Below are 14,770 nucleotides of genomic sequence, written 5' to 3' on the forward strand. Positions count from 1 at the left end.
GTACGGCGCTCACCGGAGCGCGGCGATCCGGCGGGCGGCCTCCGCCGCCCCGTCGTCCCCGGCGATAGACCGCGCCGCCAGTTCGGCGGCACGCCCGATGTCGCCGTCGGACAGCAGCCGAGAAATCGCCGCCAGCGCGCGCGGCGTTGCGAACTGCGCGCGGGTCAGCGACAATCCCAGGCCGGCCGTCTCCACCCGGACCGCATTGTCATACTGATCGCCAAAGTGCGGCACGACGAGCTGCGGCCGCCCGGCCCGGACCGCCTGCCCCGTCGTGCCGATGCCGCCATGATGGATCACGGCCGCTGCATGCGGAAACACCGCGGAATGCGGCGCATAGCCCATCCAAAGACACGCATCGTCACGCCGCGGCGGCCCCTCCTGGCCAGTAAGCAGCAGCGCGCGCCGGCCAAGCGTCCGGCTCACCGCCGCCGCCTGTTCGTAGAAGCCCCCGGCCGCCCCGACCGCGACGGACCCGAGCGTAAAAACCAGCGGCCGATCGCCGTCGTGTAGGAAGGCGTCGAGTTCCGGTGGCAACGCATCGTCGCCACCGCTCTCGCTGTCGAAGAACGGAAAGCCGACCAACGCGGCACTGTCCGGGGCATCCGGCGGAAGCTTCCCGAGCGTGTCAGACCAGCAGCACAGCACCGCCCGCACCGCCGCCCCATGGTCGAGCATCGGCACGCCGGTAGACGCCCCGAGCCCATGCTCCGCCCGAACCGCATCGATCCGCGTACCATAACGGCGGCGCAGCACAGTCCGGACCATCGCGAGACATGCCCTGTTCCAGCTCCGCCCGACCCGACTGCGCGGCGACTTCCGCATCATGCCGAACCGCGGCGTCACCGGCGGCTGCCATGCGGAAAACAGGCTCATCGGCTGGAGCACCACCGCAGCCAGTGGCAGGCGACGCTTCTCCGCCACGATCTCGGCGCAGAAGGCGAAGATCGAACCCGCGATCACGTCCGCGTCGGCCGCCAGCCGATCGAGCCTGGCCGTGCTCGACCGGAGATCGGGCATCAGGACCTCGTCTATGACGAAGTTCGGGTCGGCCAGTATCCTCGCGGCGACCGCCTCCTCGCTCAAGCCGAGCCGCGCGCAGATCGACGCGTAGCTCAGCAGGATCGGCTCGGCGTCGAGACCGGCCGCGCGGACCTTCGCGACCCCATCCTCCGGCACCGCCAGCAGAACCTGCCGCCCCTGCGCGACGAGCGCCCGACCGATCGCGATGAAGGGATGCAGATCGCCGAGCGAACCGACGGTGACGAGAAGTATTCGGCCCATGAACACCGGTAACCGGTGATCGTTGCGGACGCGAGACAGTCAGTCCTTCCGCTCGAACTCCGACACGATCCGGCTGTTGCCACGGATCAGCGTGCCGTCGGCATGATGTTCGCACGCCGCCTCCGCCTCGACGCGCGAGGGGTAGATGCCGATCTTGGTCCAGGCCAGCACGCGCCAGCATTGCGCGACGTACCAGTCGGTATAGGTGCGGCCGGAGAACAGCGCCTCGACCAGCGACTTTTTCTGGTGGATCACCCGATATCTACGCGCCATCGGCCGGCTCCTTCACCCGCACATAGCGCGCGCGGAACGCATCGGCATAGCCGGTCAGCGTTCCCGCCGCGATCGCGCCGCGCAGGTCCGCCATCAGCGACTGGTAGAAGGCCAAATTATGCTCGGTCATCAGCATCGCGCCCAAGATCTCGTCCGACCGGACGAGATGGTGGATATAGGCGCGTTCCCACGTCGCGCACACCGAACATGCGCATTCGGGATCGAGCGGCCCGCGGTCCTCGGCGAACTTCGCATTGCGGATGTTAATCGGCCCGTCGCGCGTGAACGCCTGCCCCGTCCGCCCCGACCGCGTCGGCAGAACGCAGTCGAACATATCGATTCCCCGTTCCACCGCGCCGACGATGTCGTCGGGCTTGCCGACGCCCATCAGGTAGCGCGGCCGATCCGCGGGCAGCTGACCCGGCGCGAAATCGAGCACCGCGAACATCTGTTCCTGCCCCTCGCCCACCGCCAGCCCGCCGACCGCATAGCCATCGAACCCGATGTCGATCAGCTGGTCCGCCGACGTCCGGCGCAGGCCCTTATCCATCGACCCCTGCTGGATGCCGAACAGCGCGGACGTCTCGGCATGCTCGCCGCCGCTGTCGAACCCGTTGCGCGACCGGACCGCCCAGCGCATCGACCGCTCCATCGACGCGGCCGACCGGTCGTAGGTCGCCGGGTGCGGCGTGCATTCGTCGAACACCATGACGATGTCGGACCCGAGCAGCCGCTGGATCTCCATCGATCGTTCCGGCGTGATCATGTGGCGCGATCCGTCGATATGGCTCTTGAACGCCACGCCGTCCTCGGACTGCTTGGTCAGTTCGGACAGGCTCATCACCTGATACCCGCCGCTATCGGTCAGGATCGGCCGGTCCCACCCCATGAACCGGTGCAGTCCGCCCAGCCGCGCCACCCGCTCCGCCGTCGGCCGCAGCATCAGGTGATACGTGTTGCCGAGCAGCACGTCCGCCCCGGTCGCCCGCACGTCCGCCGGCTTCATGCCCTTCACGGTCGCCGCGGTCCCGACCGGCATGAACGCCGGCGTGCGGATATCGCCGCGCCGCATCCGGATCGTGCCCGTACGCGCGGCCCCGTCGGTGGCGTGAATGTCGAAGGCGAAACGGGGCGCAGCGGTCATGACGCCGCTCTACGACCAGTCCGATGCGATGGAAAGCGGTGGGCGCGTCTAGCCCGGGGACGCCGCCGATCCGGCCAATAGCCCGCCGTCGATGTTGATCTCCGTCCCCGTCACATAGGTCGCTTCGTCGGACGCCAGCATCACCGCGATCGCCGCCACCTCGTCCGGCATCCCGAACCGTTTCAACGGCGTGTCCGCCACCAGCGCCGCCATTCGCGCCTCGCGGTCGTCGCCGGTCCCGAGCATCGGTTCCCAGATCCCGGTCAGGATCGCGGCCGGGTGGATCGAGTTGCAACGGATCTTCCAACCCTGCTGCGCGCAATAGAGCGCGACCGTCTTGCTGTGGTTGCGCACCGCCGCCTTCGATGAGGCATAGGCGGCGGCCATCGGGATGCCGACCAGCCCGGACCGCGACGAGATGTTGATGATCGATCCGGTCCCCGCCGTCTTCATCGCGCCGATCGCATAGCGGCAACCGAGGAACGTCCCGTCGAGGTTGACCGCATGAACCGCGCGCCAGTCCGCCAGGCTCGCATGTTCGGGATCGTGCGCCACCATCCCCTGCTCGAATCCGGTTACGCCGGCATTGTTCACCACCACGTCGGCGATCGGAACGACGCGCATCAGTCGCTGCCAGTCCGCCTCGACGCTTACGTCAAGCGGCTCGAACCGGCACCCGATCGTCGCGGCGGTCGCAGCGCCCGCCTCCACGTCGCTGTCCGTGACGATGACGCTCGCCCCCTCGTCGTGGAAACGCGCCGCGATCGCGCGCCCGATCCCGCGCGCCGCGCCGGTGACGACGCAGGTCTTCTGATTTAATCTAGCCATGATGATCCAGTAACCGGAGTAAGTTCGGCGGATCGCTCCGCCTGCGCAAGTCTGTCCGCCTCAGCGGTGGCGCTGGATCATCGGGTCATACTCCCTGAACGGCCGACGCCTTTGGCAGCAACAACGATGCGTCGCCGTAGGAGTAAAAGCGATACCCCTCCGCCACCGCATGCGCATAAGTCGCCTGCATCCGCTCCGTCCCCATAAGCGCGGACACGAGCATGAAGAGCGTCGACTTCGGCAAATGGAAGTTGGTCAGCAGCCCGTCGATCCCGCGGAACACATAGCCCGGCGTGATGAAGATCGCGGTATCGCCCTCGAACGGCCGCACGACGCCGTTCGCGCCGGTGGCGCTCTCGATCAGCCGCAGGCTCGTCGTGCCGACCGCGATCACCCGGCCGCCCGCGGCGCGCACCGCGTTTAGCCGGTCCGCGGTCGCCGCATCGATCCGGCCCCATTCGGCGTGCATGACATGGTCATCGGTATCATCCGCCTTCATCGGCAGGAACGTGCCCGCCCCGACATGCAGCGTCAGCCGCGCATGATCGACACCGCGCGCCGCCAGCGACTCCATCAGCTCCGGCGTAAAATGCAGCGCCGCGGTCGGGGCGGCCACCGCGCCGTCGGTCGTCGCAAACATCGTCTGATAATCCGACCTGTCCTGCGCATCGGCGGCACGGCGCGCGGCGATATAGGGCGGCAACGGCATGCGCCCCGCGCGTTCCAGCAGCAGTTCGACCGGCTCGTCGCCCTCGAACGTCAGCAGGATCGATCCGTCGTCGGCCTTCGCGCCCGCCACCGCAAAGACATCCGCCCCGAAATCGATCCGGTCGCCGGTCCGCACCCGCTTGGCGTTGCGCACGAACGCATGCCAGCTGCGCAGACCCTCACGCTTGTGCAGCGTCGCGCCGATCCGCGCATCGCCGCGCTGCCCTTCCAGCTGCGCCGGCAGCACGCGCGTGTCGTTGAACACCATCAGGTCGCCGGGCCGCAGGCAATCCGGCAACTCCGAGACGATCCGGTCGGCGAGCCCGTCCGGCCCCACCACCAGCATCCGCGCCGCATCGCGCGGCACTGCCGGCCGCAACGCGATCCGGTCCTGCGGCAGGGGGAAATCAAACTGGTCGGTACGCATGCCCGCGCTCTAGCGGTCGTTCGGGAGAGACGAAAGCCCCATCCGCGGGGCTGCCAGCACCCCGCGACGCGTGATCAGTTGTCCGTCCCCGGCCGGCGGATCGGCAGCGGCAGCGGCATGACCGGAATGCCGTCCTCGGTCAGCGACTTCACCTCGGTCGGCGTCGCCCGGCCGTGGATCACGCGGTCCGGGCTATCCCCGTCGTGGATTGCGCGCGCCACGCTCGCAAACCGGTCGCCGACATCATCGGATTGCTTCAACACCGCCGCCTGCGCCCGCGCCAGGTCGGCGAGCATCGCCTTGGCCACCTCCGGTCGGAACGTCGGCGTCGTATCGGTCCCCGACAGCCGCGGGGCCATCGGTGCCTTGTCGACCGCATCCGATCCGCAGATCGGGCAGGACAGCAGCCCGCGCGCGCGCTGGTCGTCATAATCGTCGGCGGACCCGAACCACCCCTCGAACACATGCCCGCCCGCCCGGCAGGCGAGATCATAGACGATCATGGCATGACCCGCGCCGGGGTGATCGTCCGGCGATGCGCCAGCGTCGGCATCCGGCCCCGAACGTCGGCAGTCACGCCCGCATCGATCTCGGCAAACCCCACGCCAACGTCGTCGCCCATGTCGAGCAGCACGTCGCCCCACGGACCCACCACCAGCGACCGGCCATAGGTCTCGCGCCCGTCCTCGTGCACGCCCGCCTGCGCCGCCGCGACGACATGGCACCCGGTCTCCACCGCCCGCGCGCGCAGCAGCAGGTGCCAGTGCGCCTCACCCGTCGGCACAGTGAACGCCGCCGGCACGGACAGCATAGTCGCGCCGCCCGCGCTCACCGCCTGGTACAGCGCCGGAAACCGCACGTCGTAACAGATGCTCAGTCCAAGCCGCCCGGCCGGCGTATCGGCCACCACCGCCTCTTGCCCGCCGACATAGCTCGCCGACTCACGCCACGACTGCCCGTTCGGCAGGTCCGCATCGAACAGATGGATCTTGTCGTACCGCGCCCGGATCGCACCCGTATCGTCGATCAGCAACGCGCGGTTCGCCATCGCGCCACCCTCGACCAGCACGCCGATCGACCCGAGCTGCACCCAGATCCCGGCCCGCGCCGCCGTGTCGCGCACCGCCTGCAGCACGGGGTCGTCCCCCTCGCTGCGGCGATGCGCGGCGGCGCGCGTCCGGTCGCGATCCAGCAGGTTGCCGTTCTCCGGCGTAAACAGCATCGCCGCCCCGCCGTCGCGCGCGGCCTCGACAGCGGCCACCAACGCCGCGGCGTTGGCGGCCGGGTCGATCCCCGTCCGGCTCTGATAGACCGCGATCCGCGTCATGCGGCCAGCAGCGCGTCCAGCTTGCCGCCGCGATCGAACGCGGCCAGATCGTCCGACCCGCCGACATGCTTCCCGTCGATGAAGATCTGCGGCACGGTCGACTTGCCGCCAGCCCGCTGGATCATCGTGTCGCGCTCTGCCGGTTCGCGCAGCACGTCGGTCTCGTGATACTTGACGCCCTTGCTGTCGAGCAGCTTCTTGGCGCGCTGGCAGTAGGGGCAGGTCGCTTTCGTGTAGATTTCGACTTTCGCCATGGGGTCGCTTCCTTCGCGTTGATGATGCGCCGCGCGGTGTCGCGCGCCGTCCGGATTGTCAACGCACGGGATCGCCATCGCGCACCACGACGCGCGCCCAGCACACCAGTCGCACCTCCGCCGCCCCCGCCCGGCGCAACACGCGCGCGCATGCCTCCGCCGTCGCCCCCGTGGTGAAGATATCGTCGACCAGCACCACGCGCCGCCCGCGGACCTGCTCCGCATCGCGCATCCGGAACGCGCCCTGCACCGTGGCCGCGCGCTGCCGCGGGTTCATGTCGCGCAATGGCGGCGTCCGCCTGTGTCGCTCGATCGCATCCAGCGCGATCGCGACGCCGCCGCGTTTCGCCAGGGTGCCGGCGATCAGCGCCGACTGGTTGAACCCGCGCGTCCAGATCCGCCAGCGGTGGAGCGGCACCGGCACCAGCACGACATCGTCGCCCGCCGGCACCAGCCGCTGCATCAACCGCGCCATCGTCCGCGCCACCCCCGGCCGTCGCCCATATTTCAGCTTCAGCGCCAGCGCGCGGGCAATCGGACCATAAGCAACCGCCGCCGACGCATGATCGAACGCCGGCGGCCGGGCGAGGCACGGCGCGCAACTCGTCACCCCAAGCGTCTCGTCGGGCAATGGCCGGCCGCAACGCTGGCACGCCGGCCCGCCCAGGAAATCGAGCCCCGCCCAGCAGTCGAGGCAGAAGCGATGATCCCCCGCCACCACCACGCCGCACCCCGGACACCGCGGCGGCAGTGCGAAGGAGACGCAGGCGTCGCCGAACCGGGCGAGATGGGTCAGGACGGCCATCCCCGCTTGTCGGGCGCGACCGCGGCGGGCACAAGCCCCGCATGGCCGACCCAACCGCACGCGACGACGCGCCCCCCGAAATCTTCGACCGCACCCGCCGCCGCCGCCGGCGCGACCGGGCGGCGGCGCGGTTCGACGACCACGCTTTCCTCATCGACGCGATCGGCGACGAGATCCTCGACCGGCTCGACGACACCACGCGCACCTTCACCGACGCGCTCGACCTCGGTTGCCACGACGGCCGGCTCGGCACGCGACTGGCGGCCCGCGGCATGACCGTGACCTCCGCCGATGCCGGGCACCGCTTCTCCACGATGTCGGGCGGCGTGCAGTGCGACGAGGACCGGCTGCCGTTCGCCGACCACAGTTTCGACCTTGTCGTGTCGGCCGGCGTACTCGACCAGGTCAACGACATCCCCGGCGCACTGGCGCTGGTCCGGCGCGTGCTGCGCCCGGACGGGCTGTTCCTGGCCGGCTTCGTCGGCGCGGGCAGCCTGACCGTCCTGCGCGACGCACTGCTCGCCGCCGACATCGCCGCCGACCGCGGCGTGGCCGCCCGCACCCACCCGCAGATCGACGTCCGCGCGGCTGGCGACCTCCTCCACCGCATCGGCTTCCGCCTGCCGGTGGCGGACAGCGTCCGGCTCGGCGTCCGCTACGGCGACCTCGTGAAGCTGATCCACGACCTGCGCGGCATGGCATCGACCAACCTGCTCGCGGACGGCGGCCGCTCTCCGATCACCCGCACCGGCCTCGCCGCCATGCGCGCGCGGTTCGCGGCGGGCGCCGACCCGGACGGGCGGCGGGCGGAGACGTTCGAACTGCTGTTCATGAGCGGCTGGGCCCCGGAGCCGGGTGTGCCGCTACCGCCGCCACCGGCGTTCCGCGGGGCGCGGTTGGGCTGAGATAAGCCAACCTAAGACGAGTTAAAGCGCCCTCAACCCCTGTCCATGCCTAGCGAAGTCGAGGGGCACTGTTGGCTTCTCGACTGCGCTCGAAGGGTCCCTCGACTTCGCTTGGAATGGACGGATCTGATTTAACCCAAACCCACCCCGTTTGGTTCGAGCCTGTCGAGAACTCCGCGCAGCGTTCTCGACAGGCTCGAACCAAACGGAGGGGGGTACAAACAAAAAAGGGGCGCAGCCTCCCGGCCACGCCCCCTTCTCACGCAATCAACGAAAGCTTACCGCCCGCCGACCTTCCGGACCGCACCCTTGTGCGCCCCGACCGAACCGCTGCGGCGCGGTGCGAAGCGGCGCTTTTCGCCCGACGGCGCGCCCGGACCATCGTGACGCCGTGGCGCCCCACGGTCGCTGCGACGCTCGTCGCCGGGGGCCGACGGTGCCGGCTTCGGCAGCTTGGCCTTTTCCGCCAGGAAATTGTCCGGCAGCGGCAGCATCTCCATCTTGATGCGGGTCAGCTTCTCGATCGAGCGCAGATACGCCTTCTCGTCGTCCGCCACGAACGCGATCGCGATGCCGCTCGCCCCGGCGCGCGCCGTGCGGCCGATGCGGTGGACATACTGCTCCGAAACGTTCGGCAGTTCGAAGTTGAACACGTGGCTCACACCGCCGACGTCAATCCCGCGCGCGGCGATGTCGGTCGCGACCAGGATCTTGATCTCGCCCGTCCGGAACATGCCCAGCGCGCGCTCACGCTGCGGCTGGCTCTTGTTGCCGTGGATCGCCTCCGCGCCGATGCCCGATGCCTTCAGGTGCTTCACCACCTTGTCGGCGCCGTGCTTGGTGCGGCTGAACACCAGCGCGCGGTCGATCGGCTCGCTGCGGATCTTCATGATCAGCAGCGCGGCCTTCTCGGTCTGGTTGCACAGGATCGCGAACTGCTCGACGCGCTCGGCGGTGGTCGCCTGCGGCGCAACCGCGACCTTGATCGGGTCGGTCAGGAACCGGTCGCCCAGCTCGGCGATCGCCTTCGGCATCGTGGCGGAGAAAAACAGCGACTGGCGCTTGGCCGGCAGCAGCTGGTCGATCCGCTTCAGCGCGTGGATGAAGCCCAGGTCGAGCATCTGGTCGGCTTCGTCGAGCACAAAGATCTCGACATTCTTGAGGCTGAGCGCGCGCTGGTCGATCAGGTCGAGCAGCCGGCCCGGCGTGGCGACGAGGATGTCGACGCCCGAACCCATCTGGCGGATCTGCTTGCCGATCGGCACGCCGCCGAACACGGTCGCGACCGACAGGCGCATGAACTTGCCATATTCGACGAAGCTTTCGGCGATCTGGCTGGCCAGTTCGCGCGTCGGCGCAAGCACCAGCATGCGGCAGCCACCCGGCGGACGCGGGCGGGGCGACGCGGCCAGGCGGTGGAGCGACGGCAGCGCGAACGCTGCGGTCTTGCCGGTGCCGGTCTGCGCGATACCGCACAGGTCGCGCCCGTCGAGCAGCGGCGGGATGGCCTGCGCCTGGATCGGGGTCGGCACTTCATAGCCCTTGGCGGCAAGCGCCTTCTGCAACGGCTCGGCGAGGTAAAGGTCGGAAAATTTTGTCATGATCGGCTTTCGCGGCGCGACGGACGCCAGCGATCACGCCGACGACACGAAGCGGGTTCGTGTGACGACCCGCGTGAATGGGGAAGCCCTGTGGGGTCGCGTCCGAAGGGGAAGGCCGGTCTGGCGCTTGATACGCCAGAATTCACGCTGCCATGCCCTAACGGCCGGATAACCGGACGTCGACGCTGAGCGCCCTATGCCAGCGGTGTCAGTTTTATACAAGCGGTTTTGTGCACTGCGGGGTGACGTCCGCGAACCGACGCGATACCAACCGGTATCCAGTCGAAAGGCCCACCCGAAGATGAAGCGCATCGCCGCCCTGCTCCTCGCCGCCAGCGCCCTGCCCGCCCTTGCAGCACCCACGCCGGCCGAACGCGCCGCCGTCGCCGCGGTCGATGCCGGCATGCCCGCCAACCTGGCGTTGCTCGAACGACTGGTGAACCAGAATAGCGGGACGATGAACCTCGCCGGCGTCGAACGGGTCGGCACGATGATGTGCGCCGAACTCGAACCACTCGGGTTCAAGGTCCTCTGGACGCCCTTGCCGCAGACCAAGCGCGCCGGCCACCTCGTCGCCACCCGCACCGGGCGAGCAGGCAGCAAGCGCCTGCTGCTGATCGGCCATCTCGACACGGTGTTCGAGGCGGACAGCCCGTTCCAGCGCTACCGCCGCACCGGCGACAAGGCGGAAGGCCCCGGCGTCGGCGACGACAAGGGCGGCATGGTCGTGATGCTCGCGGCGTTGAAGGCGATGAAGGCCGCCGGCACGCTCGACGATGCGACGTTCGAGATCGTGCTGACCGGCGACGAGGAACGCACCGGCGATCCGACGTCGGTCGCCCGCGCTGGGCTTATTGCAGCCGGCAAGCGCGCCGACGCCGCGCTCGATTTCGAAGGGCTGGTGCGCCAGGACGGGCGCGACATGGGCTCCGTCGCGCGGCGCTCGTCGAACAGCTGGCAACTGACCACCACCGGCACGACCGGGCATAGCAGCCTGATCTTCGACGCGGCGCACGGCGACGGCGCGATCAACGAACTGGCCCGCATCCTGGCGGCGTTCCGCAAGGAGCTGCCCGAACCCAACCTCACCTTCAACACCGGCCTCGTCGTGGGCGGCGCCACCGCCTCGTTCGATACCGACGCGGTGCGGGGACAGGCGACCGGCAAGCCCAACATCATCCCCGCCACCGCCATCGCGCGCGGTGATTTCCGCACGCTGTCGGAGGAGCAGACTGCTCGGGTCCGCGCGAAGATGGAGGCGATCGTCGCCGCCCACGCGCCCGGCACGTCGGCGGAGATCCTGTTCGACGAAGGCTATCCCTCGATGGCGCCGACCACCGGCAACCGCGCGCTGCTCGCCGCGCTCAACGGCGTGAACCGCGATCTCGGCCTGCCGCAGATGCCCGAACTCGACCCGCTGAAGCGTGGCGCGGGCGACATCGCGTTCGTCGCGCGCGACGTGGACGGGCTCGCCGGGCTCGGCCCCTACTCCACCGGCGATCACGCGCCGGGCGAGACGGTCGACATCCCGAGCATCGCGGTCCAGGCTAAACGCGCCGCGCTGCTGATGGCTCGGCTTGGGCAGGGCAAGCCTTGATTGACTTGATCCCACACCGCCATCGGACCACATGCAACCCATGCTGATCGAAACCGAACCCACACCGAACCCCGCCACGCTGAAATTCTCGGCCGGCCGCCCCGTCATGGACTCCGGCACGCGCGATTTCGCCGCGCCGGAAGAAGCCGACGCCTCCCCGCTCGCCGCCGCCTTGTTCTCGCTGGGCGATGTCGAGGGCGTGTTTTTCGGTCGCGACTTCGTGTCGGTCACCGCCGCCCCGGGCAGCGACTGGCGCGACCTGAAGCCGCAGGTACTCGGCGTCCTGCTCGACCATTTCTCCAGCGGCGCGCCGCTGTTCACCGGCGGCAGCGCGAGCGGGATCGCAGTCGACCCCGACTATAACGACGACCCGGCCGATGCCGACATCGTCGCGCAGATCCGCGAACTGGTCGAAACCCGCGTCCGCCCGGCGGTCGCGCGCGACGGTGGCGACATCGTCTACCGTGGGTTCGACAAGGGCGTCGTCTACCTCGCGATGCAGGGTGCCTGCGCCGGCTGCCCGTCGTCCACCGCGACGCTCAAGCAGGGGATCGAGTCGCTCCTCAAGCACTATGTGCCGGAAGTGACCGAGGTCCGCGCGGCCTGACACGACAAGGGGGGATGACCATGACGACAGTCTTGCCGGATCCGGCGCTCGATCAGCTGTTCCGCACCGCGCGCAGCCATTATCATTATGACGCGACGCCGGTCACCGACGCCGACCTGCGTGCGATCTGGGACCTGGCGAAGATGGGGCCGACCTCGGCCAACATGCTGCCCGCGCGGATCGTGTGGTGTACCACCGACGACGCCAAGCGCCGGCTGGCGGACTGCGCGAGCAGCGGCAATGTCGACAAGATCCTGCACGCGTCGGTCACCGCGATCGTCGGGACCGATCTCGACTTCCCCGATCACCTGCCGACGCTGTTCCCGCCCGCCGACGCGCGGTCCTGGTATGTCGGCAACACCGCGCTGATCGAGACCGCGGGCCTGCGCAACAGTTCGCTGCAAGCCGCCTATGTCATCCTCGCCGCGCGCGCGCTGGGCTTCGACACCGGGCCGATGTCCGGGTTCGACAACGACAAGGTCGACGCCGCGTTCTTCGCGGGCACCAACATCCGCTCGAACCTGATCATGTCGCTCGGCCACGGCGTCCCGGCCGCACTCCACCCCCGCCTGCCCCGCCCGGAGTTCGAGGCGTACAACACAGTCGCCTGATGCGGGTGCTGGTGATCGAGACCGCGTCCGCCGCCTGCTCGGTCGCGCTGATCGATGACGGTCACGTCGTCTCCGCGATCCACGAGGTCGTCGGGCGCGGCCATGCCGAACGGCTCGTCCCGATGATTTCGGAACTGGCCGGCGGCGGGCGCGCCGATGCGATCCTGGTCGATTGCGGCCCGGGCAGCTTCACCGGCGTCCGCGTCGGGCTCGCCGCCGCCCGCGCGCTCGCGTTCGGCTGGGGCGTGCCGGTCCACGGCTTCGGCGCACCCGCCCTGCTCGCCGCCGCCGCCTTCGCCGAGCGACCGGATCTGACCATGCTGACCGTCGCGATCACCGGAGGCCACGGCGAACTGTTCGTCCAACGCTTCACCGGACCGACGCTCACGGAGGCCACGCCGCTCGCCTCGCTCGTCCCGTCCGCCGCCGCGGAAGCCGCCGACGACGACTGGGTCATCGGCTCCGGCGCGCCCGCCCTGCTGGCCGCCCGCGGTGACGAATATGGCGCAGACCGCCTGCCCGACTCATCGGACGCACACCACCTCGCCCCCGCCTTCACCACGCTCCCCGCCACGCCGGTCTACGGCCGCGCGCCGGATGCGAAGCTGCCCGCGTGACGGCGCTCGTCTTCGCGGATGCCGGGGTCGGCGACCTGCCCGAAGTCATGGCGACGATGCACGACGCGTTCGACCCCGCGTTCGGCGAGGCGTGGACGCAGAGCCAATGCGTCGGAATCCTTTCGCTCCCGGGTGTCTGGCTCACGCTCGCGCGGATCGACGGCAAGCCCGCCGGCTTCGCGCTCAGCCGCGTGGTGATCGACGAAGCGGAGCTGCTGCTGCTCGCGGTCCATCACGACCACCGCCGCGCCGGCATCGGCCGCGCGCTGCTCGAACGCGTCGCGGTCGCTGCGAAGTCGCGCGGCGCGCTTCGCCTGTTCCTCGAGACACGCGACGGGAACCCGGCCCGCGCGCTCTACGACGCCGCCGGCTTCCAGGCGGTCGGCACGCGCCTGAACTATTATCGCGGCCGCGACGGGTCGGCGCATGACGCGCACACGCTCGAACGGCGGCTCGATCACGACTGACCGCGGCCCCCGTCGCGTTGGAGGCTTTCGCGCCGCCGCCCCATGTTCTAGAGGAAAGGCTGCAAAGGCCGCGTGACTCGCTCGGCCGCGCCGATATTCAGGGACGCCATGCACCGCCGAATCGATGTAGAAGCATTGTGCGCTGAAAAGGGGTTGCGGATCACCGAGCAGCGTCGCGTCATCGCACGCGTCCTGTCCGAGGCAGAGGATCACCCCGACGTCGAGGCGCTGCATGTCCGTGCCGTCGCGATTGATCCGGGCATTTCGATCGCCACCGTCTACCGCACCGTCCGGCTGTTCGAAGAAGCCGGCATTCTCGCCCGCCACGATTTCGGCGACGGCCGAGCGCGCTACGAAGCCGCACCCGACGCGCATCACGATCACCTGATCGACATCGAATCGGGCCGCGTCATCGAATTCGTCGACGAAGAGGTCGAGATTCTTCAGGCCAAGATCGCCGAGCGGCTCGGCTACCGGCTCGTCGATCACCGCATGGAATTGTACGGCGTCCCGATGGACCGCGATCACTGATCGCCGACACAACGGACAGCGCGGTGACGACCGGCGTGCCGTCCGCGTTTGAACGGCTCGGCGCGCGACTCCGCATCGCCCGCCGCGTCGGCGCGCTCGTTCTATTCCTGCTGTTCTGCCTCGTCGGCTACGGCCTCGCCCAGCCCGCCCGTCGCGTGGCCTGGGTCCAGCGCTTCCTCGGGGGCGCTGCCCGCCGGCTCGGCGCGGACGTGACGATCGCCGGCACGCCGCTCAAACGCGACGTCCTCTACGTCGCCAACCACCTCTCCTGGTTCGACATCCTCGCCATGGGCGGCGCCACCGGCACGGCGTTCGTGTCGAAGGAGGAGGTCGGGGCCTGGCCGATCGTCGGTGGCCTCGCCCGCATCGGCGGCACGATCTTCATCGCCCGCACCAGCCGCGCCGCCGCCCGCTCGCAAGCCGACGCACTGACCGCAGCACTCGCCACCGGCCGCCCCGCCACGTTGTTCCCGGAGGGCGAAACCAACGACGGCACGCAGATCCTGCCGTTCCGCGCCGCCCTGCTCGGCGCGGCCCCCGCCGCGGGCGTCGCGGTGCAACCGGTCGCGATCGACTACGGCCCCGCCGCCGCCGAGATCGCCTGGGGCAAGGACGAAACCGCCCCCGCCGTTGCTGCTCGCCTCATCGGCCGGCGCGGTCGCCTCCCCGTCACGCTCCGCTTCCTCGATCCGGTCGCGCCCTCGCCCGACCGCAAGGAACTTGCCGCCGCCGCCCAGGCCGCGATCGAGCACGCGCTACGTCCCTAAGCGGGGCTACCCCCTGC

18 protein-coding genes are annotated in these 14,770 nt (G+C 69.7%); 8 read left to right on the top strand and 10 right to left on the bottom strand.

The window, feature by feature from the left end; translation table 11 throughout:
- Window positions 1–9: 9 nt before the first annotated feature.
- From ACFSGX_RS08765 to ACFSGX_RS08805, 9 genes are all read right to left on the bottom strand, one after another.
- Window positions 10–1,284, bottom strand: a complete 1,275-nt coding sequence (locus ACFSGX_RS08765) for a glycosyltransferase (RefSeq protein ID WP_380929160.1) — start codon at window positions 1,282–1,284, stop codon at window positions 10–12.
- 39 nt (window positions 1,285–1,323) lie between these two features.
- The gene (locus ACFSGX_RS08770; protein ID WP_380929162.1) at window positions 1,324–1,557 is read right to left on the bottom strand and encodes a hypothetical protein; all 234 of its coding nucleotides are present in this window, start codon (window positions 1,555–1,557) and stop codon (window positions 1,324–1,326) included.
- Complete coding sequence (gene tgt, locus ACFSGX_RS08775) at window positions 1,547–2,701, bottom strand: tRNA guanosine(34) transglycosylase Tgt (protein WP_380929164.1); 1,155 nt, start codon at window positions 2,699–2,701, stop codon at window positions 1,547–1,549. Before tgt ends, ACFSGX_RS08770 begins: the two co-directional genes overlap by 11 nt.
- A 48-nt stretch (window positions 2,702–2,749) precedes the next feature.
- Window positions 2,750–3,529 carry an SDR family oxidoreductase gene (locus tag ACFSGX_RS08780; RefSeq protein WP_380929166.1) on the bottom strand — a complete coding sequence of 260 codons (780 nt, stop codon included), beginning with the start codon at window positions 3,527–3,529 and terminating at the stop codon, window positions 2,750–2,752.
- Window positions 3,530–3,614: 85 nt separating this feature from the next.
- Window positions 3,615–4,664, bottom strand: a complete 1,050-nt coding sequence (gene queA, locus ACFSGX_RS08785; RefSeq protein ID WP_380929167.1) for a tRNA preQ1(34) S-adenosylmethionine ribosyltransferase-isomerase QueA — start codon at window positions 4,662–4,664, stop codon at window positions 3,615–3,617.
- A gap of 74 nt (window positions 4,665–4,738) precedes the next feature.
- Window positions 4,739–5,167 carry a DUF1178 family protein gene (locus ACFSGX_RS08790; protein ID WP_380929168.1) on the bottom strand — a complete coding sequence of 143 codons (429 nt, stop codon included), beginning with the start codon at window positions 5,165–5,167 and terminating at the stop codon, window positions 4,739–4,741.
- Window positions 5,164–5,991 carry a carbon-nitrogen hydrolase family protein gene (locus ACFSGX_RS08795; protein ID WP_380929170.1) on the bottom strand — a complete coding sequence of 276 codons (828 nt, stop codon included), beginning with the start codon at window positions 5,989–5,991 and terminating at the stop codon, window positions 5,164–5,166. Before ACFSGX_RS08795 ends, ACFSGX_RS08790 begins: the two co-directional genes overlap by 4 nt.
- On the bottom strand, window positions 5,988–6,245 hold the full coding sequence (gene grxC / locus ACFSGX_RS08800; RefSeq protein WP_380929172.1) for a glutaredoxin 3: 258 nt from the start codon (window positions 6,243–6,245) through the stop codon (window positions 5,988–5,990). Before grxC ends, ACFSGX_RS08795 begins: the two co-directional genes overlap by 4 nt.
- A gap of 58 nt (window positions 6,246–6,303) precedes the next feature.
- The gene (locus tag ACFSGX_RS08805; RefSeq protein ID WP_380929174.1) at window positions 6,304–7,050 is read right to left on the bottom strand and encodes a double zinc ribbon domain-containing protein; all 747 of its coding nucleotides are present in this window, start codon (window positions 7,048–7,050) and stop codon (window positions 6,304–6,306) included.
- A gap of 41 nt (window positions 7,051–7,091) precedes the next feature.
- Between ACFSGX_RS08805 and ACFSGX_RS08810 the strand changes: the two genes are divergently transcribed.
- Window positions 7,092–7,955 (top strand): class I SAM-dependent methyltransferase, encoded by an 864-nt coding sequence (locus ACFSGX_RS08810; protein ID WP_380929175.1) that lies wholly within the window; start codon window positions 7,092–7,094, stop codon window positions 7,953–7,955.
- Between the two features lie 278 nt (window positions 7,956–8,233).
- Here the strand turns inward: ACFSGX_RS08810 and ACFSGX_RS08815 are convergent, their stop codons facing one another.
- Window positions 8,234–9,556, bottom strand: coding sequence for a DEAD/DEAH box helicase (locus tag ACFSGX_RS08815; RefSeq protein WP_380929176.1), 1,323 nt, complete (start codon window positions 9,554–9,556; stop codon window positions 8,234–8,236).
- 301 nt (window positions 9,557–9,857) lie between these two features.
- Here ACFSGX_RS08815 and ACFSGX_RS08820 point away from each other — a divergent pair, with 301 nt between their 5' ends.
- From ACFSGX_RS08820 to ACFSGX_RS08850, 7 genes are all read left to right on the top strand, one after another.
- Entirely contained in the window at window positions 9,858–11,153 is a 1,296-nt protein-coding gene (locus ACFSGX_RS08820) for a M20/M25/M40 family metallo-hydrolase (protein WP_380929178.1), read from the top strand.
- Between the two features lie 40 nt (window positions 11,154–11,193).
- Window positions 11,194–11,760 carry a NifU family protein gene (locus ACFSGX_RS08825; protein ID WP_157177424.1) on the top strand — a complete coding sequence of 189 codons (567 nt, stop codon included), beginning with the start codon at window positions 11,194–11,196 and terminating at the stop codon, window positions 11,758–11,760.
- A gap of 20 nt (window positions 11,761–11,780) precedes the next feature.
- Entirely contained in the window at window positions 11,781–12,371 is a 591-nt protein-coding gene (locus ACFSGX_RS08830; protein WP_380929181.1) for a malonic semialdehyde reductase, read from the top strand.
- The gene (gene tsaB / locus ACFSGX_RS08835; RefSeq protein ID WP_380929183.1) at window positions 12,371–12,988 is read left to right on the top strand and encodes a tRNA (adenosine(37)-N6)-threonylcarbamoyltransferase complex dimerization subunit type 1 TsaB; all 618 of its coding nucleotides are present in this window, start codon (window positions 12,371–12,373) and stop codon (window positions 12,986–12,988) included. Before ACFSGX_RS08830 ends, tsaB begins: the two co-directional genes overlap by 1 nt.
- Entirely contained in the window at window positions 12,985–13,455 is a 471-nt protein-coding gene (locus ACFSGX_RS08840) for a GNAT family N-acetyltransferase (protein ID WP_380929184.1), read from the top strand. The genes tsaB and ACFSGX_RS08840 overlap by 4 nt, the downstream gene beginning before the upstream one ends.
- A gap of 108 nt (window positions 13,456–13,563) precedes the next feature.
- Complete coding sequence (locus ACFSGX_RS08845) at window positions 13,564–13,986, top strand: Fur family transcriptional regulator (RefSeq protein ID WP_380929186.1); 423 nt, start codon at window positions 13,564–13,566, stop codon at window positions 13,984–13,986.
- Between the two features lie 23 nt (window positions 13,987–14,009).
- Window positions 14,010–14,753 (top strand): lysophospholipid acyltransferase family protein, encoded by a 744-nt coding sequence (locus tag ACFSGX_RS08850; RefSeq protein ID WP_380929187.1) that lies wholly within the window; start codon window positions 14,010–14,012, stop codon window positions 14,751–14,753.
- Window positions 14,754–14,770 lie beyond the last annotated feature (17 nt).

This window comes from Sphingomonas arantia (assembly GCF_042682045.1).
Classification (GTDB): Bacteria; Pseudomonadota; Alphaproteobacteria; order Sphingomonadales; family Sphingomonadaceae; genus Sphingomonas_R; species Sphingomonas_R arantia.